Source organism: Thermasporomyces composti (genome assembly GCF_003386795.1).
Lineage (GTDB): Bacteria > Actinomycetota > Actinomycetes > Propionibacteriales > Actinopolymorphaceae > Thermasporomyces > Thermasporomyces composti.
The window spans coordinates 1,532,722-1,551,883 of sequence record NZ_QTUC01000001.1 but is presented as its reverse complement, the minus strand read 5'-3'; the positions used below and the strand labels follow the sequence as shown (position 1 = coordinate 1,551,883).

Annotated in this window: 18 protein-coding genes and 1 pseudogene; 12 read left to right on the top strand and 7 right to left on the bottom strand. The window is 68.8% G+C overall.

Translation table 11 applies throughout. The features are described from left to right. Nucleotides 1-21: 21 nt before the first annotated feature. Complete coding sequence (locus DFJ64_RS06780; protein ID WP_245940989.1) at nt 22-1,059, bottom strand: LacI family DNA-binding transcriptional regulator; 1,038 nt, start codon at nt 1,057-1,059, stop codon at nt 22-24. Between the two features lie 242 nt (nt 1,060-1,301). Here DFJ64_RS06780 and DFJ64_RS06775 point away from each other — a divergent pair, with 242 nt between their 5' ends. From DFJ64_RS06775 to DFJ64_RS06740, 8 genes are all read left to right on the top strand, one after another. After that, on the top strand, nt 1,302-3,242 hold the full coding sequence (locus DFJ64_RS06775; RefSeq protein WP_115849673.1) for a glycoside hydrolase family 127 protein: 1,941 nt from the start codon (nt 1,302-1,304) through the stop codon (nt 3,240-3,242). Next, nucleotides 3,239-4,621, top strand: coding sequence for an extracellular solute-binding protein (locus DFJ64_RS06770; protein ID WP_115849672.1), 1,383 nt, complete (start codon nt 3,239-3,241; stop codon nt 4,619-4,621). Before DFJ64_RS06775 ends, DFJ64_RS06770 begins: the two co-directional genes overlap by 4 nt. Nucleotides 4,622-4,632: 11 nt before the next feature. Beyond that, nucleotides 4,633-6,045 (top strand): extracellular solute-binding protein, encoded by a 1,413-nt coding sequence (locus DFJ64_RS06765; protein ID WP_115849671.1) that lies wholly within the window; start codon nt 4,633-4,635, stop codon nt 6,043-6,045. After that, on the top strand, nt 6,045-6,998 hold the full coding sequence (locus tag DFJ64_RS06760; protein WP_115849670.1) for a carbohydrate ABC transporter permease: 954 nt from the start codon (nt 6,045-6,047) through the stop codon (nt 6,996-6,998). Before DFJ64_RS06765 ends, DFJ64_RS06760 begins: the two co-directional genes overlap by 1 nt. Then, nucleotides 6,995-7,909, top strand: coding sequence for a carbohydrate ABC transporter permease (locus tag DFJ64_RS06755; RefSeq protein ID WP_115849669.1), 915 nt, complete (start codon nt 6,995-6,997; stop codon nt 7,907-7,909). The genes DFJ64_RS06760 and DFJ64_RS06755 overlap by 4 nt, the downstream gene beginning before the upstream one ends. 110 nt (nt 7,910-8,019) lie before the next feature. Beyond that, nucleotides 8,020-9,048, top strand: a complete 1,029-nt coding sequence (locus tag DFJ64_RS06750; protein WP_211310518.1) for an aminotransferase class IV — start codon at nt 8,020-8,022, stop codon at nt 9,046-9,048. Next, nucleotides 9,045-9,770: a sulfotransferase-like domain-containing protein gene (locus DFJ64_RS06745; protein WP_115849668.1), complete on the top strand. Its 726-nt coding sequence runs from the start codon at nt 9,045-9,047 to the stop codon at nt 9,768-9,770. Before DFJ64_RS06750 ends, DFJ64_RS06745 begins: the two co-directional genes overlap by 4 nt. A gap of 22 nt (nt 9,771-9,792) precedes the next feature. Then, a complete protein-coding gene (locus DFJ64_RS06740) occupies nt 9,793-10,737 on the top strand; it encodes a glycoside hydrolase family protein (RefSeq protein WP_115851889.1) in 945 nt (314 codons plus the stop codon). 224 nt (nt 10,738-10,961) lie between these two features. Here the strand turns inward: DFJ64_RS06740 and DFJ64_RS06735 are convergent, their stop codons facing one another. The 4 genes and pseudogenes from DFJ64_RS06735 to DFJ64_RS06720 all read right to left on the bottom strand — a co-directional run bounded on the left by DFJ64_RS06735 (nt 10,962) and on the right by DFJ64_RS06720 (nt 12,905). Then, entirely contained in the window at nt 10,962-11,180 is a 219-nt protein-coding gene (locus DFJ64_RS06735; protein ID WP_245940988.1) for a DUF397 domain-containing protein, read from the bottom strand. Then, nucleotides 11,165-11,668, bottom strand: a pseudogene (locus DFJ64_RS06730) (DUF5753 domain-containing protein); the annotation flags it as partial. The pseudogene DFJ64_RS06730 and the gene DFJ64_RS06735, both read right to left, overlap by 16 nt. A 140-nt stretch (nt 11,669-11,808) precedes the next feature. Then, complete coding sequence (locus DFJ64_RS06725; protein ID WP_115849665.1) at nt 11,809-12,003, bottom strand: DUF397 domain-containing protein; 195 nt, start codon at nt 12,001-12,003, stop codon at nt 11,809-11,811. After that, nucleotides 12,000-12,905 (bottom strand): helix-turn-helix domain-containing protein, encoded by a 906-nt coding sequence (locus DFJ64_RS06720; RefSeq protein WP_115849664.1) that lies wholly within the window; start codon nt 12,903-12,905, stop codon nt 12,000-12,002. Before DFJ64_RS06720 ends, DFJ64_RS06725 begins: the two co-directional genes overlap by 4 nt. Before the next feature lie 516 nt (nt 12,906-13,421). Between DFJ64_RS06720 and DFJ64_RS06715 the strand changes: the two genes are divergently transcribed. Beyond that, the gene (locus DFJ64_RS06715; RefSeq protein ID WP_245940987.1) at nt 13,422-13,658 is read left to right on the top strand and encodes a zinc finger domain-containing protein; all 237 of its coding nucleotides are present in this window, start codon (nt 13,422-13,424) and stop codon (nt 13,656-13,658) included. Between the two features lie 234 nt (nt 13,659-13,892). On the opposite strand, the gene DFJ64_RS06710 is transcribed toward DFJ64_RS06715, so the two are convergent. After that, nucleotides 13,893-14,852 carry a U32 family peptidase gene (locus tag DFJ64_RS06710; RefSeq protein ID WP_245940986.1) on the bottom strand — a complete coding sequence of 320 codons (960 nt, stop codon included), beginning with the start codon at nt 14,850-14,852 and terminating at the stop codon, nt 13,893-13,895. Nucleotides 14,853-15,054: 202 nt separating this feature from the next. On the opposite strand from DFJ64_RS06710, the gene DFJ64_RS06705 reads away from it, so the two are divergent. Continuing rightward, nucleotides 15,055-15,819, top strand: coding sequence for an IclR family transcriptional regulator (locus DFJ64_RS06705; RefSeq protein ID WP_115849663.1), 765 nt, complete (start codon nt 15,055-15,057; stop codon nt 15,817-15,819). A gap of 188 nt (nt 15,820-16,007) precedes the next feature. On the opposite strand, the gene DFJ64_RS06700 is transcribed toward DFJ64_RS06705, so the two are convergent. Continuing rightward, nucleotides 16,008-16,334: a hypothetical protein gene (locus DFJ64_RS06700; protein WP_115849662.1), complete on the bottom strand. Its 327-nt coding sequence runs from the start codon at nt 16,332-16,334 to the stop codon at nt 16,008-16,010. A 353-nt stretch (nt 16,335-16,687) separates the two neighbouring features. On the opposite strand from DFJ64_RS06700, the gene DFJ64_RS06695 reads away from it, so the two are divergent. Beyond that, entirely contained in the window at nt 16,688-17,620 is a 933-nt protein-coding gene (locus DFJ64_RS06695; protein WP_115849661.1) for a fumarylacetoacetate hydrolase family protein, read from the top strand. Further along, nucleotides 17,617-19,110, top strand: coding sequence for an aldehyde dehydrogenase (NADP(+)) (locus tag DFJ64_RS06690; protein ID WP_115849660.1), 1,494 nt, complete (start codon nt 17,617-17,619; stop codon nt 19,108-19,110). Before DFJ64_RS06695 ends, DFJ64_RS06690 begins: the two co-directional genes overlap by 4 nt. Nucleotides 19,111-19,162: the final 52 nt, after the last annotated feature.

The window sequence follows — 19,162 nt, the reverse complement described above, 5'->3', positions numbered from 1 at the left end:
CCCGCCGGCCCGCTGAGGGAGTCAGTTCGCGCGAGGCGACACGGGCCCGGTGGACTCGCGGACGACGAGCTGGCACGGGATCGCCTTGACCCCACCGCCGCTGGCGTTGCCGGCGATGGCGGCGAGCAGGTGCTCGGCGGCGACCCGGCCGACCTCGCCGAGGTTCATGTCGACGGTCGTGAGTGGCGGACGGCAGCCGACGGCCATCGCCTCCCAGTTGTCGAAGCCCACGAGGGCCACATCGTCGGGGATCCGTCGTCCGCGCTCGCGCAGGATCTCCGCGACCCCTCGGGCGATCTGGTCGCTCCCGCAGAAGACCGCGTCGATCCGCGGCTCGGCGCGCAGCAGGATGTCGACGCCTTGGCGTCCCCACTCCTCGCTCCATTCGCCAAAGAGCGGTCCGCCGCCGGCGATCTCGTACCCGGCCTCCGCGAGCACCTGCCGCATCCCGTCGGCGCGCAGCCGTGCGGCCTGGAAGCGCTCGGGGCCGGTGATGTGACCGATGCGCCGTCGACCCATGGCGAGGAGGTGGCGGGTGGCGAGCTGTCCTCCGCCGAAGTCGTCGGGGATCACGGAGAAGTCGGACGGGTCGGTGGACTGCGTCATGGCGTAGACGACGGGCACCGGGAGCTCAGTGCCGATACTGGGTCGCGGCTCGGTCCGCCGACCGGTCACCAGGATCCCGTCGACACGGCGGGCGAGCAGCGTCTGCAGGTGATGGCGTTCGCGGATGGGGTCGTCCCGGGTGTCGCACATGAAGACCGAGATCTGCCCCGCGCCGAGGGCGTCCTCGGCGCCCAGCATGACCGGGATGCTGAACCGTCCGAAGCTGTCCGAGGTGATCAGGCCCACGGTGTAGGTGCGTCCGCTCAGCAGGCCTTGGGCGAGGGTGTTGGGCCGGAACCCGAGCTGTCGAGCCGCTGCGAGGACTCGCTCCCGCGTCTCGGGCCGAAGCTTGCCGCGGCCGTTGAGCGCCTTGGAGGCCGTGCCGATGGACACGCCGGCGGCCGCGGCGACGTCACGGATCGTCGGCACGCGTCCCAGGGGTGAAAGGGACAAGGCTTTTCCTTCCCCCTCGTGCTGTTCGTTCACGCCAGGATAGTAGGCGGCGGATGCCCAGTGAGCTGGTCGACCTTCCCCTAGCCTGGCCAGATTCCTTTCCATCCTTGGCGTCTAGCTCGCAGACCGTAGCCGCCTGGGGTCGAGACGGCCGTCCGATCGGTGCCATCGGTCTTGACCGGCTCCGCGCCCATTTCTACGGTGCCGGAAAACCTATTCCTTGGCTTGTGCGAAGGAGTCCCATGGCCAGCACGTCCACGGTCCGCGGTCCCGCCGTGCCGACAGCGACCTCGCGAGCTGTCCATCGGCCACTCGGTATCGAGGACGTCGTCCTCACCGGTGGTCCGTTCGGCCGATGGCAGGCGATCAACCGCGAGGTGAGCATCCCGCTCGGCCTGCGGCAGCTGGAGAAGGCTGGCAACCTCGACAACCTCCGATTGACGGCCGGGCAGGCCGACGTCGAGTTCCGTGGCCCCCGCTTCTCCGACTCCGACGTCTACAAGCAGCTGGAAGCGGTGGCGTGGGAGCTCGGCCGAGCGCCGTCGAAGGAGCTCGCCACGTTCGTCGACGAGGTCGGCGCCCTGCTGCTGGCCGCCCAGCGGGAGGACGGGTACCTCAACTCCTACTACCAGGTGGTGGCCCCGGACCGGCAGTACGCCGAGCTGGCGCACAGCCACGAGATGTACTGCGCCGGGCACCTCTTCCAGGCGGCGGTCGCGTTGGCGCGAGTCGGCCACGGCGAGGCCGTGCAGCGGGTTGCTCGGCGCTTCGCCGACCACCTCGTCCAGGTGTTCCTCGAGGGCGGCAACCCCGGCATCGACGGCCATCCTGAGGTCGAGACCGCGCTCGTCGAGCTGTACCGCGTGACCGGCGAACGGTCCTACCTCGCGCTCGCGGAGAAGCTGGTCAACGAGCGCGGCAAAGGCACCATCACCGGCGGCGGTCGGGGCACCCACTACCTCCAAGACCACCTTCCCGTGCGGGAGGCCGACACCCACGTCGGTCACGCCGTGCGGGCGCTCTACCTCGAGGCCGGCATCGTCGACGTCTACCTCGAGACCGGCGACGAGTCCCTGCTGGAGTGCTCGATCCGCCGGTGGGAGGACATGGTCGCGACCAAGACCTACCTGACCGGAGCGGTGGGCTCACGCCACTCGCTGGAATCCTTCGGCGACCGGTACGAGCTTCCTCCCGACCGCGCCTACGCCGAGACCTGCGCGTCGATCGCGAGCATCCACTGGAACTGGCGGCTGCTCCTGGCGACCGGGCACGGCAGGTACGCCGACCTCATCGAGCGCACGCTCTACAACGCGTTCGCCGCTTCGACGTCCCAGGACGGCACCCGCTTCTTCTACGTCAACCCGCTCCAGCGGCGGCACGACCACCTGGAGGGGGACGATCCCGGCCGGCGGCACGAGTGGTTCTCGTGCGCCTGCTGCCCACCCAACATCATGCGGCTCGTCGCCAGCCTGGGCCACTACGTCGCCACCGTCCGCCCCGAGCGCGACGAGCTGTTCCTCCACCAGTTCATCCCCGGGCGAATTCGAGCCGACCTGTCGACGGGCGAGATCCGTCTGGCGGTCTCGACGGACTACCCGTGGGCGGGCACGGTGACCGTCACCGTCGACGCGGCGCCGGACGGCGAGTGGACGCTGGCGCTGCGGGCGCCCGGCTGGAGTCCAACGATCGGGCTGGCGGTCGACGGCAGCCCGATGGAAGCGGCGCCGGACGACCAGGGTTACCTGCGCCTCCGTAGGCGTTGGACGCCAGGGGAGCGGGTAACGGTCGAGCTCGACATGACGCCCAGGCTGGTGTATCCGCATCAGCGCATCGACGCCGTCCGGGGCGCGGTCGCGGTGGAACGAGGTCCGCTCGTCTACTGCTTCGAGCAGGTCGACCAGGCGCCCGGGGTCGACGTCGAGGACCTCGCGCTCGCTGACGGCGACACGCGCCTGGTCACTGAGGAAGCCGAGCTGCCGGGCGTCGGTCGGACCGTCGTCGTGCGCGCTGACGCGTACACCGTGGCGCAACCGAGGAACGGCTTCCCGTACTCCACGACGCCGCCCGAGGCGCTGGCGCACGCCACGCCGACCACGGCGGTGGCCGTCCCCTACTTCCAGTGGGACAACCGCGACGGCGGTCCGATGCGCGTCTGGCTGCCACGTCACCGGAGATCGACATGAGTCACCACACGCTTCGACCTCGGAGTCTTCGTCGTCGTGACCTGCTGCGGCTCGGCGGGCTCACCGCAGTGGGCCTGGCCGCTCCCGGCTTGACCGGGTGTGGCGGAGGCGGCGGTGGGTCCGGTGGGGACGACGAGCTGCAGTTCATGTACTGGGGCTCCTCGTTCGAGCAGAAGGCTGTCGAGGCGATGCTCAAGCAGTTCGAGGAGCGCCACGGGATACCGGTGCGCCCGCTGTACACGCCTCGCGAGTACGAGACGAAGCTCAACACGCTCGTGGCGAGCAACCGCGTCCCCGACGTCGCCTACATGGGCGCTGGCATGGCCTACCGGCTCGCCGAGCAAGGGAAGCTCATCAACCTCTACCCCTACCTCGACAAGTATCCCGAGCTCGCCAACCGGCTGCCCTACACCTACTACTGGTACGACAAGGACGTCTTGCTCGGCACCCAGACCGCCAACGAGGTCATCCTCCTCTGGTACAACAAACAGACGTTCGCCGAGGCCGGAGTCGAGCCACCGCCGGCGGAGGCGGCGAAGGCCTGGTCGTGGGACGACCTCGTCGAGACCGCGGACCGACTGACGTTCGACCAGGAGGGCCGGCGACCGAGCGAGCCGGGCTTCGACGCGACCAGGGTCCGGCAGTTCGGGATCGCCGCCAACTTCAACACCTACGGCTGGTACCCGCTGGTGCGCAGCAACGGCGGCGACTTCGTCGACGAGACGGGCACCAAGTACGTCCTCAACAGCCCTGAGGCGGTCGAGGTCTTCCAGAAGCTGCAGGACCTGATGTACGAGCATCGGGTCGCGCCCACTCCGGCGCAGACGGGCAACAACGCGCCCACGACCACGGTCCAGCTCCAGACCAGACGGATCGCGATGGCGATCGACGGGCAGTGGGTGCTGCTCGACATGGCCGAGAGCGACCTGGACTACGGGATCGGTGTGCTCCCGAGCTTCCAGGAGCCGCTCACCATCGGCTTCGCGGCGGCGACCGTGGCGTTCACGGGCGACCACGACGACCAGACGGTCGAGCTCTACATGTTCCACAACGACCCGCGGTACGTCGACCTGTACGCCAAGGGTCTGTGGATGCCCTTGGAGGAGAAGTACTACCGGGACGAGGAGGCGATCAAGTCCTGGATCGACAACGACGCGCACCCACCGGAGTACCGGACCGCGGTCGTCGACTACACGTTGCACCACTCGGTCCCGATCTTCGACCAGCGGCTCAAGAACATCGACGCGATCTCCGAGGTGCTCACGCCGGCCATCCAGCAGATCCAGACCGGCAAGGCGAAGGCGAAGGAGGTCCTGGACGCGCTGAAGCCGAAGGTCGAACCACTCCTCCAAGGCTGGCACCACACCCAGGAGCTGTGACGGGAGGAGCCATGGCCGGACGAGGCGCGCGTTCTGAGGGCACGTGGAGCAGGCGGGCGCTGCTTCGGACCGGCGGGCTGGCGACCGCGGGTCTCGCGACGGCCGGGTTCGTCGCTCCGACGCTCGCCGGGTGCGGCGGGGTCGGCTCGGGAGGCGGAGTCGAGCTGCAGTTCATGTACTGGGGCTCGTCGTTCGAGCAGAAGGCGGTGAACGCCATGCTCGACCAGTTCACGAAGACCCACGAGGGGGTGAGCGTCAAGCCTCTCTACACCCCGCGGGACTACGACACCAAGGTCAACACGCTCGTGGCGAGCGACCGCGCGCCTGACGTCGCCTACATGGGCGCAGCCATGGGGCACCGGCTCGCCCGGCAGGGTCGGCTGGTCAATCTCTACCCGTACTTCAAGAAGTATCCCTCCCTCACCGATCGACTGCCCGGCACGTACTTCTGGTACGGCAAGGACAAGACCTTCGGCACGCAGACCGCGAACGAGGTCATGCTGCTGTGGTACAACAAGGCGGTCCTGCGCGAAGCGGGTGTGGAGTTCCCGCCGGCGGAGGCGGCGAAGGCCTGGTCGTGGGACGACCTCGTCGAGGCGGCGTACAAGCTGACCTACGACCAAGAGGGTCGGCATCCCGACGAGCCCGGCTTCGACCCCAGACGGGTCCGTCAGTTCGGCATCTCGATCAGCCTGCAGTACCTCCCCGCGTGGGAGTGCCTGCTGCGCAGTCGAGGTCACGACCTCGTCGACGAAAGCGGCACCAGGTGTCTGCTCGACACTCCCGAGGCGATCGAGGTGGTGAGCAACCTCCAGGACCTCATGTACGAGCACCGGGTGGCCCCGACGCCCGTGCAGTTGGGCAACAACGCGCCGACCACCGCCGTCCAGCTCCAGACCAAGCGCATCGCCATGGTCGTCGACGGCCAGTGGATCCTGCTCGACATGGCGCAAAGCGACGTCGACTTCGGGATCGGCGTCCTGCCGAGCTACGGCGATCCGTCGACCACCCAGCTCGGTGGCGCCTCCGTCATCTTCTCCAGCACTGAGCATCTCGAGGAGGCGCTCGAGCTGTTCATGTTCCACAACGACCCCGAGCACGTGGACTTGTTCGAGAAGGGTCTGTGGATGCCGTTGGAGCGCAAGTACTACACCGATCCCGAGGCGATCGCCTCGTGGATCGACAACGACGTGCATCCGCCCGAGTACAAGACCGCGGTGGTCGACTACACCTTGCACCACGCGGTCACCGCGGTCAGCCAGCGGCTGGCCAACATGGACAACATCAGCGAGGTGCTGACCCCCGCGCTGCAGGCGATCGAGACCGGGAAGCAGCCCGCCAAGGAAGTCTTGACGGCGGTCGTACCGAAGGTCGATCGGCTGCTCCGTGGCTGGCATCCCACGCAGGACCCGCGGGAGGCGTGATGGCGGCTGTTCTCACGCGCAAACCCGACGCGACGGCCAGGCCGCGGGCCGCCCGCGCCCGAGTGTCCGGGCAGGCGAGGCTGGAGCGCCGGTGGGGCATCGGGCTGGCGATGCCGGCGATCCTCGGCTTCCTCATCTTCACCATCGGCCCGATGCTCGCGTCGTTCTTCTTCAGCCTGACCGACTGGACGATCGGCGGGAGCCCGTCGTTCATCGGGCTCGACAACTACCGCACGTTGTGGAACGACGAGCTGTTCTGGAAGTCGCTGTTCGTCACCACCTACTACACGCTCGGGTCGGTTCCCCTCGTCCTGGTCCTCGGTTTCGTGCTGGCGCTCCTGCTCAACCAGAAGGTGCGCTGGCTGTCGTTCTGGCGGACGATCTACTACCTGCCGACCTTGGTGCCAGCCATCGCCAGCGCGGTGCTGTGGATCTGGATCTTCAACCCCGACTTCGGGTTGCTGAACTCGCTGCTCCGGCAAGCGGGTCTGCCGACGTCGCAGTGGATCTACAGCGAGACGGCCGTCATCCCCTCCATGATCATCATGAGCAGCTGGGGATTCGGCAACGCGATGGTGATCTTCCTCGCCGGTCTGCAAGGGGTGCCGCGCCACCTGTATGAGGCGGTGTCGATCGACGGCGGAGGCGCGTGGCAGCGGTTCCGCCACGTGACGCTGCCGATGATGACGCCGACCATCTTCTACAACCTCGTCACCGGCGTCATCGGGACGTTCCAGGTCTTCAACCAGGCGTACGTCATGACGCAGGGCGGGCCCAACAACGCCTCGCTCTTCTACATCTACTACCTCTACCGAACGGCGTTCACCGAGAGTGAGATGGGATACGCCAGCGCGCTGGCATGGGTGCTGTTCATGATCATCGTCCTCGTGACGTTCGCGCTCTTCCAGAACGCGCGTCGGTGGGTCTACTACGAGATGGCGGGTGCGCGATGAGGGCGACGCGACAGCGTGGACGAGGCCGAGTCGCTCCCACGGCGGGACTCCGGCCACCTCCTGGAGCGAGCCGGAGACGACGTCGCATCGGTCGGGCGCTGCTCTACGTCGTCCTCGTGCTGGGGGCGGTGCCGACGATGCTGCCGTTCGTCTGGCTCATCCGCAGCGCCCTGATGAACGACAACCAGATCTTCATCGCGCCGCCAGAGTGGATCCCGCGCCCGTTCGAGTGGTCGAACTTCACCGGCGCGCTGACCGCGCAGCCGTTCGGGCGCTATCTCCTCAACACCATGATCATCGAGGTGCTCGTGGTGACCGGTACGGTCGCCACCTGCTCGATCGCGGCGTTCAGCTTCGCCCGCCTGCGCTGGCGTGGGCGCAACGTCGTGTTCGCGATCCTGCTCAGCAGCGTCATGCTGCCGTACGCGGTCACGCTCATCCCGACGTTCGTCATGTGGCGCTCGCTCGGCGCGCTCGACACGTTCGTGCCGCTGACCGTGCCCGCGTTCTTCGGTGGCGCCGGCGGCGGGGTGTTCAACATCTTCCTGCTGCGGCAGTTCTTCCTCACCATCCCGTTCGAGCTGGACGAGGCCGCCTACATCGACGGCGCGTCACCGCTCCGGGTGTTCTGGTCGATCATCCTGCCGCTGTCGCGACCGGCCCTGGTGGTCGTGACGATCTTCACGTTCATCGGCGTGTGGAACGACTTCCTGGGCCCCCTGCTCTACCTCAACGACGAGAGCAAGTACACCCTCGCGCTCGGCCTGGCGTCGTTCCAGAGCGTCTACACCGCCCAGTGGGGCTACCTCATGGCGGCGTCGGCGGCGGTCATCGCGCCCATCATCGTGCTGTTCTTCTTCCTGCAGAGGTACTTCATCGAGGGCGTGACGCTCACCGGTATCAAGAGCTAGCCCACCGCGAGCGAGAGCTGGTCCACGGGGACCCGGAGCGAGGACGGCGGGTCTGCGAGACTCGGGTGGGCGCACCAGACGAGGTCCGAGGACAGGAAGAAGGGAGCGCGGTGGAGCAGGCGCACGAGACGTCGTCGACAGGGTCCACGGTCACGCCCGCCGAGCCGTCGGCAGGTGTCCACGACCACGAGGACGACCCGCGCAACGCGGACGTCCTCGTCTACGTCAACGGTGAGCTGAAGCGACGCGAGGAGGCGGTCGTCTCCGTCTTCGACGCGGGCTTCGTGCTCGGTGACGGCGTGTGGGAAGGACTGCGGGTCCACCGAGGACACCCGGCGTTCCTCGACCGGCACCTCGACCGGCTCTTCGCGGGCGCGGCGGCCATCGCGCTCGACATCGGCCTCAGCCGAGAGGAGCTGACCGACGCGATCTACCAGACCCTCGAGGCCAACGGGATGACCGACGGCGTGCACATCCGGCTCATGGTGACGCGCGGCGTCAAGACCAAGCTGTACCAGGACCCGCGCGCCACCCGAGGGCCGGCGACGGTCGTCATCGCGGCGGAGTACAAGCTGCCGACGCGCCGGGTGCTGGAGGAGGGCATCCGACTCTTCACCGTCCACGTGCGACGCTCGTCCCCCGACATCCTCGACCCGAAGCTCAACGTCCACTCCAAGCTCAACGACATCACCGCCTGCATCCAGGCGGCCGTCGCGGGCGCGGACGAGGCGCTCATGCTGGACCCGCACGGCTTCGTGGCCACCTGCAACTCCACGCACTTCTTCATCGTCCGCAAGGGCGAGGTGTGGACGTCGAGCGGCGACTACTGCCTGGGCGGCATCACCCGCGGCAACGTCCTGCGCGTCGCCCGGGAGGCCGGCATACCCGCGCGGGAGAGAAACTTCAGCCTCACCGAGGTCTACAGCGCCGACGAGGCGTTCGTGACGGGCACCTTCGCCGGTCTCGTGCCGGTGCGGTCGGTCGACGGTCGGACGATCGGCACGGGTCGCCCGGGTCCGATGGTGGCCCGGCTGCGTGCCCTGTACGCCGACCTGGTCGAACGCGACGTGGCCGCTCGCGCGGCCGAGCGCGCCGCGCGGGTGAAGGAACGCGCACGAGAGGAGGGCGCGCGGCGATGACGGTGCGGCTCGCGGTGTGGTCGGGACCTCGCAACATCTCCACCGCCCTCATGCGGGCGTGGGAGAACCGCCCCGACACCATCGTGGTCGACGAGCCTCTCTACGCCCACTACCTCCACGTCACCGGGCTCGACCACCCGGGGCGGGAGGAGGTGATCGCGGCCGGCGAGACCGACTGGCGGGTGGTGGTCGACCGGCTGCTCGGGCCGGTGCCGCCGGGCGTCGCCGTCTTCTACCAGAAGCACATGACCCACCACCTGCTCTCGGGGATCGATCGCGACTGGATCGGCAAGCTCACGAACGTCCTGCTCATCCGCGACCCCCGTGAGGTGGTGGCGTCCTACGTGCGGAGTCGCGCGACGGTGACACCGGACGACATCGGCCTGCCCCAGCAGGTTCGGCTGTACGAGGAGCTGGCCGCGTCCGGGGAGCCGCCGCCGGTCATCGACGCCGGCGACTTCCTGCGCAATCCCGAGGGGTACCTGCGCGCCCTGTGCGCGATGGTGGGCGTGGAGTTCACCGACCGGATGCTGTCGTGGCCGCCCGGACCTCGGGACAGCGACGGGGTGTGGGCGCCGTACTGGTACGCCGCCGTGTGGCGGTCGACTGGGTTCGAGCCCTACCGGGAGCGCACGGTGACGTTGGCCGGTGCCGCGGCCGAGGTGGCCGAGGCCTGCCGCCCCCACTACGAGCGGCTGCACGCCGTGCGCCTGCGAGTCTGACGACGGCGAAAGGGTGAGCTCCGTGGCGCAGGCACCGTTGTTCCGCGACCCGATCCACGACGGCGCGGCCGACCCGGTCGTGGTGTGGAACCACCAGGCCGGCGAGTGGTGGATGGTCTACACCAACCGGCGTGCCGACGCCCCGGGTCCGGGGGTGGCCTGGGTCCACGGCACCGACCTCGGCGTCGCCACGTCGTCCGACGGTGGCGCGACCTGGGTCTACCGCAGGGTCCTGACCGGCCTCGACATCGAGTGGGGACGCAACACGTTCTGGGCGCCCGAGATCTTGTGGCACGACGGCCTCTACCACATGTACGTCAGCTATATCCGGGGCGTTCCGGCGACGTGGGCGGGCCACCCGCGGCACATCCTGCACTACACGAGCCCCGACCTGGTGGCCTGGACGTTCCAGTCGAGGCTGTCGCTCAGCTCCGACCGGGTCATCGACGCGTCCGTCCATCCGCTGCCGGACGGCGGCTTCCGCCTGTGGTACAAGGACGAGGCCAACGGCTCGCACACGTGGGCGGCTGACAGCCCGGACCTGTACGAGTGGCGGGTGGTCGGGCCGGTCCTCACGCACCGTCCGCACGAGGGGCCGAACGTCTTCGCGTTCCGGGGGTCGTACTGGATGATCGTCGACGAGTGGCGCGGCCAGGGCGTGTTCCGCTCCGACGACCTCACCCACTGGGAGCCGGCTGGTCGAATCCTGGACCGGCCGGGACGACGACCAGACGACGCCACGGTCGGCCTGCACGCCGACGTGGTGGTGCGAGGTGACAGGGCGTACGTCTTCTACTTCACCCACCCGGGTCGCGTGGAGGACGTGGAGGAGAACAGCTACGAGACCCGGCGCTCCTCGATCCAGGTGGCCGAGCTCGACGTTGTCGACGGCCGGCTCGTCTGCGACCGGGATCGTGACGTCGACGTGCGGCTCGGCCGCCCGGACGTCGCGGAACACGGCACATGACGTGGAGACGCGTCAGTGTCGGGGGATGACGGTCTCCCGGTCCGCTTGAGACGGGACGGCGTCCCGGAGCAGTCCCGGGACGCCGCGCCGCGCATCGGCCACGGCTCGGCCGGCGTCGACGGCCTCCACGGCGGCCTCCCGGAACGCGTCTCCACCATGAATGAGCGGTGCCCCAGGATGTCCTGGGGCACCAGATCGGTGGCGCTGTCGATGTGGTGGTCGCGTCAGAGGTCGAACCGGCCGGCCTTGACGGCGTTGACGAAGGTGCTCCAGTCGGCCGGGGTCACCGCCAGGATGGGCGAGTCCGCGCCGAGCTTGGAATCCCGGACGCCGACGACGCCAGGGGCGACCGCGACCTCCACGCAGTTCCCGCCGTTAGCGCCGCTGTAGCTGCTCTTGCGGAAGGTCGCGTCGGCGAAGGTCCCCTTCATGTTGTCGGACACGACGAACGTCCTTTCAGGATGTCGCTGATGAACTCTCGTGACGTGGGCCGATCCAAGGCCCGCCGATCGAGGTCCCGCCACATGTGCTGGTAGCCGCGAACCTCGTCGGGCTTGTACATGTAGAACGCCGCGGTGAGGGTGTCCACGTAAGCCAGTGGCGGCTCGATGGGCGCACCGGTGTAGGGATCCGCGGGGAAGTCCAGGATCGAGAATGAGCCGCATGTTGCCATGCCGCCGTGAATGCCGGCGCTGAACGGCAGGACCCGCACGTTGATGCGGGGACGGTCTTCCAGCAGGCGTTGTAGCTGCTCGTGGGCCATCTCGTCGGAGACGTCGAGCCGGCGGAGCGCCGCCTCGCAAATGATCACCTCATAGCTCGGTGGCGTCGGACGGCTCAGGAGCGCCTGTCGCTTCATGCGGGTGTTCACCATGCGCTGGATTCGGTCCTCGTTGAAGTAGCCGGCGGCCGTCCTGGTGATCCGCTCGGCGTACCGCCTGGTAAAACTCTGCTCCGTACGAGGGCTTGATGGAAGCTTTTCTACAGCGTTCGATTAATCAAGACACGCCTGAGGAGGGCGGTGCCCCAGGCAGGCCCGGGGCACCGCGTGGTTTCGGTGTGCTGGTCGCGTCAGAGGTCGAACTGGCCAGCCTTGACGGCGCTGACGAAGGCGCTCCAGTCGGCCGGGGTGACCGCCAGGATGGGCGAGTCCTCACCCAGCTTGGAGTCCCGGACGCCGACGACACCGGGAGCGATCCCGACCTCGACGCAGGCGCCGCCGTTATTGCTGTAGCTGGACTTGCGCCAGTTGATGAACCGACTCACTTTTGGAGTCCTTTCAAGGTATCGGCGATCTTTTCCATTGAGCCGGGCTGGCCCAGAGCCCGACGTTCAAGGTCGTCCCAGACGAGCCGAAAGGCGCTCACCTCCTCGTGCTTGCTCATGTAGAACGCTCCGGTGAGCGTTTCTACATAGGCCAGTGGTGGCTCTAGGGGCTCCCCCGTTGTCGGATCGTCGGGGAAGTCGAGGATGTGGAACGGGCCACCAGCCGCGAGCCCGCCATGCGCTCCAGCGTCGAACGGAAGGACGCGGAGGATAACGTTCGCCCGTTCACTGACCTTTAACAGGTGCTCTAGCTGCTCGGCCATCACCGCGTCGTCGCCGACCTTACGGTGAAGGACAGCCTCGTTGAGGATCACGTGGAGCTGGGGCGCCCGCGGCTGGGTGAGCAGTGATTGGCGACTCATACGAATGTTGACCCGCTCCTCGACGTCCTTTTCGTCGAGGTAGCCCTCGGGAGTACGGGTCACCTGCTCGGCGTAGGCCCGGGTCTGTAGCAGACCGGGTACAAGCTCAGTCTCGTACAGGCGGATGCGCTCGGCTGAGGTCTCAAGCGTTACATAGAACCGAAACCATGAGGGCAGCACGCTTTCGGTGTAGTCGTGCCACCACGACTTCCGGTTCCCGTTCCGGGTCTCCGCCGCCAAGCCGAGGATGAGCTGGGTGTCCTCTTCGCTGGCGTTGTAGAGCTTGAGCATCGCCTTCAGGTCGCTTTGGCGGTAGCGGACGCTCTCTACCCCGTCTTCCATCCGGCCGATGGTGGCTCGCGCCCGCTCGATGGCTTCGGCGACCTGCTCTTGGGTGAGACCTGCCGCGACACGCAAGGCGGCGAGCCGGCGGCCGAGCTGCCGACGGATCAATGGAGACGAGCTGGGGCCATGGGGCATCCGCCACCTCCTCGACAAGTTTGGGCGATTGCTCCGTCCAAATTAAACAGCCATCGCGTCTGCGACACAAGTTGACGCATAGTGTCGAACAGCCATGAAGTCACCTCGTTCCTGAAACGTTGCTCCATAGCATTGACTTTTGGGCGGTTTAACGGTGAACTGCTCCTACACAAGACGCGAGCGCCTGCAGACTGGCGCGGTGGTTGGTTGACCTCTATGGCCTCGGCCTGGTGGCCAGGCAGTGGGAATGGTGGTCCTGGCCGCCGCGCCTGACCAACCGGGTGTGCGGCGGCCACGTGCCGCTCCGGCCCCCACGGGTGTGGGTGGCCGCCGCACCTGCCACACACGGGAGGCGAGGGTGGCATGGCGACGTGGCCTGGCGACAGGACGCCTCACGACACACGCGGTGATGTGGAAGGCGGCCACATTCGTGGTGGCGGCGGTGATCGGGCTGCTGATGACAGTGATCACGCGCGGCTAGACCTGGATCTGATCGACACCGGGATCGTCGACTGGGTGTTCGACACCTCCCGCCCCGACCTAGAAGGGCTGGGCACCACCGACCGCGACAGGTTCGCCCGCATCCTGCTGCACCCCTGCCCCACCTGCCACGCCCCACCCGGCCAACGCTGCGTCCGACGCGGCTCCGGTGAGGAGATCCCGCGCATGGACGACCAACACCAAGCCCGCCGCTACGCCATCACCTCTCTCGCCACCCCACCCCCAGCCCACTCCAACCACACCCACACCTAGCCCCAGCTGCAAGACCCGCGCCCAGGGTCGGCCCCTTCTCACACTCGCCCACCGCCGCACAGCCCTGGCGCGCAACCCGGCGCGGGGCCGGTCGACCTCCTACCTCCTCCGACCGGCCCTCGCGCCACCCACGTCAAAGGTCGTCCGGTCTCGCTGGCCGACGCGCTTCGGGGTGCCGCTCTCCCGCGAGTGAAATCGTCGGACTGCACGCTCTCTCGTGCGGGGCGAAACCGCCTATCGCGTCGGCGGGACGGGTACGGCGAGGCCTTCCGCTCCTGGCTTGGAGGTCGGCTCGTCGACGCCGGCGCGACGTAGCAGGTCGAGCCCGAGCCGCGCTCGGCGCACCCGCTCGCGGGTCAAGGCGACCGTCGTGGTCTCCAGGTGGGTGCCGGCCGGGTAGACGTCTGGCGCGTTCCGCAGACCGAACTTGATGTAGACGGGCGCGGCCACCTCGATGAGCTGCGGCAGCTCGTGGTGACGGAGGAAGCCGCCGAGGTTGTCGGGAGCCTCGACGTAGACGTCGAGCGGGATGTCGACGGCGGCGCGGATGGCGGCGATCTGCGCGAGGCTCAGGTCGGTGGCCACGTTGAGCGTGTTCGCGCCGAGGTCTTCCAGCAGTCGGGCCGTGGCGGCGTTGGTGATCGGCAGCATGACCGACACCTTGGCCTGCATGTCCTCCGGGAGGTGGCCTTGAGCGCGGAGCTTGCCGAACGCCGCGAGGACGCCGATGTCGGAGATGAGGACGCTGCGGATGCCCCGCTCGGCGGCCCGCAGGCAGTCGTCGAGCACGGCGGCGACTTGCTGCTGGCCGTGCGCGGTGGCGGCGAAACCGCCTCCCGCGCTGGAGCGGGCGGTCGCGGAGGTGCCCCACCCAGCGCACGGGCGGGCGAAGAGGCTGATCTCCACGCCGGCGAGCGCGGCTCGCTCGACCATGGCGTCGATCTCGTCGTCGGTCAGCAGGAAGACGCCGCTGCCCTGAGAGATGCGCCGGACCGGGACGTCGAGCCGCTCGGCCTCCTCGAGCGCGGCGTCGAGGCACCGGGGCCCCTCGGTGCTGGGGATCTCGATGCGGTAGCGGACCCCGTCGGGGAAGCGCTTGGCGGACGCCGGCAGCTCGCCGAGATCGCGAGCGGGAAGGTCCAGCTGCTCGAGAAGTCGCGATCCAGGTGTCGAAGGGGTGGTTGCGCCAGCCACGGATGGACCCTCCCACAAAGGCTCGTACGGTGTCCCGTCCCTGTCCGCGGCAGGCCGGTCTCGACTCTGCGGCCCAGGCTGCCGCGGACGGCGTGCCAGGTGCGGTGGCCTGGCGTGTGCGGTATACCGAACAACATTCGTATACTCGGACATCGTGACGGCCCGGTCACGGGCCCGTCAAGCTCGCACCGAAGGAGGGCGCATGGGGCGGTCCGTACCTGCGGTCACGCGAGCCCTCGACATCCTCGAGCTCTTCACGACGGCCGAAGAGCTGTCCATCCCGGAGATCCACGCGCGTCTGGGGCTGCCGCGGACCTCGGTGCACGAGCTCGTCGGCACTCTCGTGGCCCGGTCGTACCTCGCGCCGTCGCCAGATCATCCGCACCGCTACCGACTGGGCGTCGGGGTGTTCCAGCTCGGTGCGGCCTACGCCGAGCGCCTCGACCTCGCGCGCGAGGGGCAGGTCGTCGCGGCGGAGGTGGCCGCGGCCTGCGACGAGACCGTCCACGTGGCCGTCCTCGACGGTCGGGACGTCGTCTACATCGCCAAGGTCGACAGCACCCACCCGGTCCGCATGGTCTCGGCGGTGGGACGTCGACTCCCCGCGCACTGCACCGCCGTCGGTCTCATGCTGCTCGCCAGCCTCGACCCGGAGACGCTCAACGCCCGGTTCCCGCTCGACCAGCCCTTGCCCGCGCTGACGCCGCGCAGCCTCACCTCGCCGGTACGGCTGCGGGAACGGCTGACGCGCATCCGCGCGAAGGGCCTGGCCGAGGAGTACTGCGAGTCCAACGACGCCGTCGCGTGCGTCGCGGCCCCGGTGAGAGACCGCGGCGACCGCGTCGTGGCGGCCATGAGCATCTCGGTCCCGACCGTACGTTGGTCGCCCGAACGGCGGGACGAGCTGGGGCGGCTCGTCGCCGACGGCGCGGCCAGGCTGTCCAAGCGGCTAGGTCACCCTGGTTAACGGACGGGCCCTGGTGAGCGACCAGACCCGTCGAGGGTGAGAGGTGTGCTGGCGCGCGGGAAGCGGGTCAGCGTGCGGGGAATCGTGTCAGGGAACCCATCCGCGGGAACTGTGCGGGGGACCGTGTGGGGGAATCGTGCGAGAAATCGTGCGGGAAATGGTGTGGCTCGTGGTCGGGACGTGACGCCCTAGTAGTACGACCAGTCGAAGCAGGCCGCGGGCGTGTACCCCGTCCTGCCCGAGACCGTGACCCGGTAGTACGTCGAGCCGCCACCGCAGACGGTGTACGTCGCGCCGCTCGTTCGTCCGCACTGACCGCCGTAGCTGTAGCTCGTGATCGAGCCGATCGTCGCGCTCGACGTGTCGGGCTGCTCGTACACGGCGACGCTGCCGCCGAGGGAGTCGATCCGGCAGCCGATACCCGCCTGCGCGGGCGCGGCGGTCGCGACAAGCGTCAGCGCGGAAGCGACCAGGCCCAACGCACTCGCGGCGGCACCCACCTTGCGAGTCTTCACCGTGATACCTCCCGTGATCGGTGATCTTTCGCTCAGAGTACTCGCCCGCCCATCCCCTGTCCGTCCACGCCGAGAACGGCCACGCGAGAACAGACACGCGAGAACGGGCACGCGAGAACAGACACCCGAGCACAGGCATGCCGAGAACGGTCACGCGTCGGGTGTCACCCATGGCCGAGACTGTGTGAACGTCGAGCCCGACACCGGCCGCCGTGCGCTCCTCCGGCCGTTCGAGCTCCCGCTGTCGACGTGGTAACGGTGAATCTGCGGTGACCAACGTCGCGCGACCGGTCATCTGTCTGGAACACTGAGCGCCGACCAGGGATACATCTGATGACTGCGGAGGTGGTCCCGTGGAGATCGTCCGTTACGCCGACCGAGTCGATCGGGTCGTCCGGGTCGGCGTTCGCCAGGCCGGCCGGGTGGCCCCGCTCGTTGACGTCGGCGGGATCTGCGAGCTGTTGAGGCTGCCCCGCAAGGAGGTCCGCGACCTGGTCGACGCCGCCGGGGCGCGGGCCGCCTCGGACTCGACCGGAGTGCGTGCGGAGTCCGAGGTCCTTCTCCTGCCGCCTGTCGACGGACGGACCGAGGTGTGGGCCTCGGGCGTCACCTACGAGCGTTCCAAGGTGGCGCGGGTCGAGGAGAGCACCGAGAAGTCGGTCTACGAGAAGGTCTACGACGCCCAGCGGCCCGAGCTCTTCATGAAGGCGGTCGCGTGGCGGGTGGTGACCCACGGGGAGCCGGTCGGCATCCGAGCGGACTCCGGGCTCGACGTTCCCGAGCCAGAGCTGGGTGTCGTCGTCAACCGGGCAGGCGAGATCGTCGGCTTCGTCGTCTGCAACGACATGAGCTCCCGCGTCATCGAGGGGGAGAACCCTCTCTACCTTCCGCAGGCGAAGATCTACGCCGGTAGCTGCGCCATCTCCGCGGGCATCCGCCCCGCCTGGGAGGTGCCCGACCCCACCGCCCTGGACATCACGCTCACCGTCGTCCGAGACGGTGCTCCCGCCTGGCAAGGCTCGACGTCGACCGCGCGGATGAAGCGTTCGCTGGAGGAGCTGGTGAGCTACCTGTTCGCGGGCGAGGCCTTCCCGGAAGGGGTCGTGCTCGCCACCGGCACCGGCATCATCCCCGAGATGTCGTTCACGCTCGCGGCCGGTGACCGGGTCGACATCACCATCAGCGACGTCGGTGCCCTGTCCAATCCCGTCGTGGTCGGCAAGGAGCCGCTGGCCTGGCTCGTCGACGCGATCAGCGATCCGTTCGTTCGGGAGGCTGTGCGATGACCGTATCCCCTACCACCGTCGAACCCACGACGTCGGAACAGCTGGAGGCCATCCTCGCGGCCGCGGCCGCGGCCAGCGAACCGCTCGGCTCATTGCTGCCGAACGAGCGGGCTCCGTTGCTGCGCGCGGTCGCCGACGCGCTCGACGCCGCGGCCGACGAGCTCGTCCCGTTGGCCATGGAGGAGTCCCACCTGCCCGAGGGGCGACTGCGGGGGGAGCTGACCCGGACGACGTTCCAGCTGCGGCTCTTCGCCGAGGTGCTGGAGGAGGGGTCGTACCTGGAGGCGACCATCGACACCGCTGACCCCGACTGGGGTATGGGTCCTCGCCCTGACGTGCGCCGGATGCTCGTGCCGCTCGGCCCCACCCTGGTCTACGCGGCCAGCAACTTCCCGTTCGCGTTCAGCGTGGCCGGCGGTGACACCGCCTCGGCCCTCGCCGCCGGATGCCCGGTCATCGTCAAGGCCCACTCCGGCCACCCGCGCCTGTCCGCCCGCACCGGGACCATCGTCAAGGACGCGTTGGCGCAAGCCGGCGCGCCGCACGGCACGTTCGACGTGATCTTCGGCTCCGACCAGGGCGTCCAGGCGCTGCGCGACCCCAGGATCAAGGCCGGCTCGTTCACGGGGTCGATCCCCGGTGGTCGCGCGCTCTTCGACATCGCCTCCGGTCGACCCGATCCGATCCCGTTCTACGGCGAGCTGGGCAGCCTCAACCCGGTCTTCGTCTTCCCCGGGGCCGCGAAGGCCCGGCCGGACGAGATCGCGACCGGCTTCTGCGGGTCGTTCACCTTGGGCGTGGGACAGTTCTGCACCAAGCCGGGTCTGCTGTTCGTGCCCGTGGGCAGCGCGATCGTCGACGCCGTCGTGGCGGCCGCACGCGACATCGGGCCGGCCCCGCTGCTGAACGACCGGATCGCTCGCGGCTACGAGCAGGGTCTGCGTCGGCTCGTCGAGGTCGAGGGCGTGCAGGTGGTGCTCCACGCCGACCCGGTCCGGGACCTCGCGGTGGCTCCGACGCTGGTGAAGACGACCGTGCCCAACCTGCTGGAGCACAAGGACGAGCTGCTCGAGGAGTGCTTCGGTCCCGCGTCGATCATCGTGGAGTACGCGGACCTGGACGAGCTCACCCGGGCGGCCGAGGCCTTCGGCGGCAACCTCACCGCGACCGTCCACGCGGAGGAGTCGGAGACCGACGTCGTCGCGCCGCTGCTCACGCTGCTGCGGGAGCGGGCCGGACGGCTGCTGTGGAACGGCTGGCCGACGGGTGTCTCGGTGACGTACGCCATGCACCACGGCGGGCCGTGGCCGGCGACCACGGCGTCCATCCACACGTCGGTGGGAACCACCGCGATCCGACGCTTCCTGCGGCCGGTGTGCTACCAGCAGATGCCGGCGGCCCTGCTGCCGGTGCCGTTGCGGGACGAGAACGTCCTCGGGATCCCGCGGCGTGTCAATGGCGTCCTGACGAAGGACGACGTACGCCACTGACGGATGCCCACGGTTCGGCCCGGCGCGGGGATCGCGCCGGGCCGACCCTTGT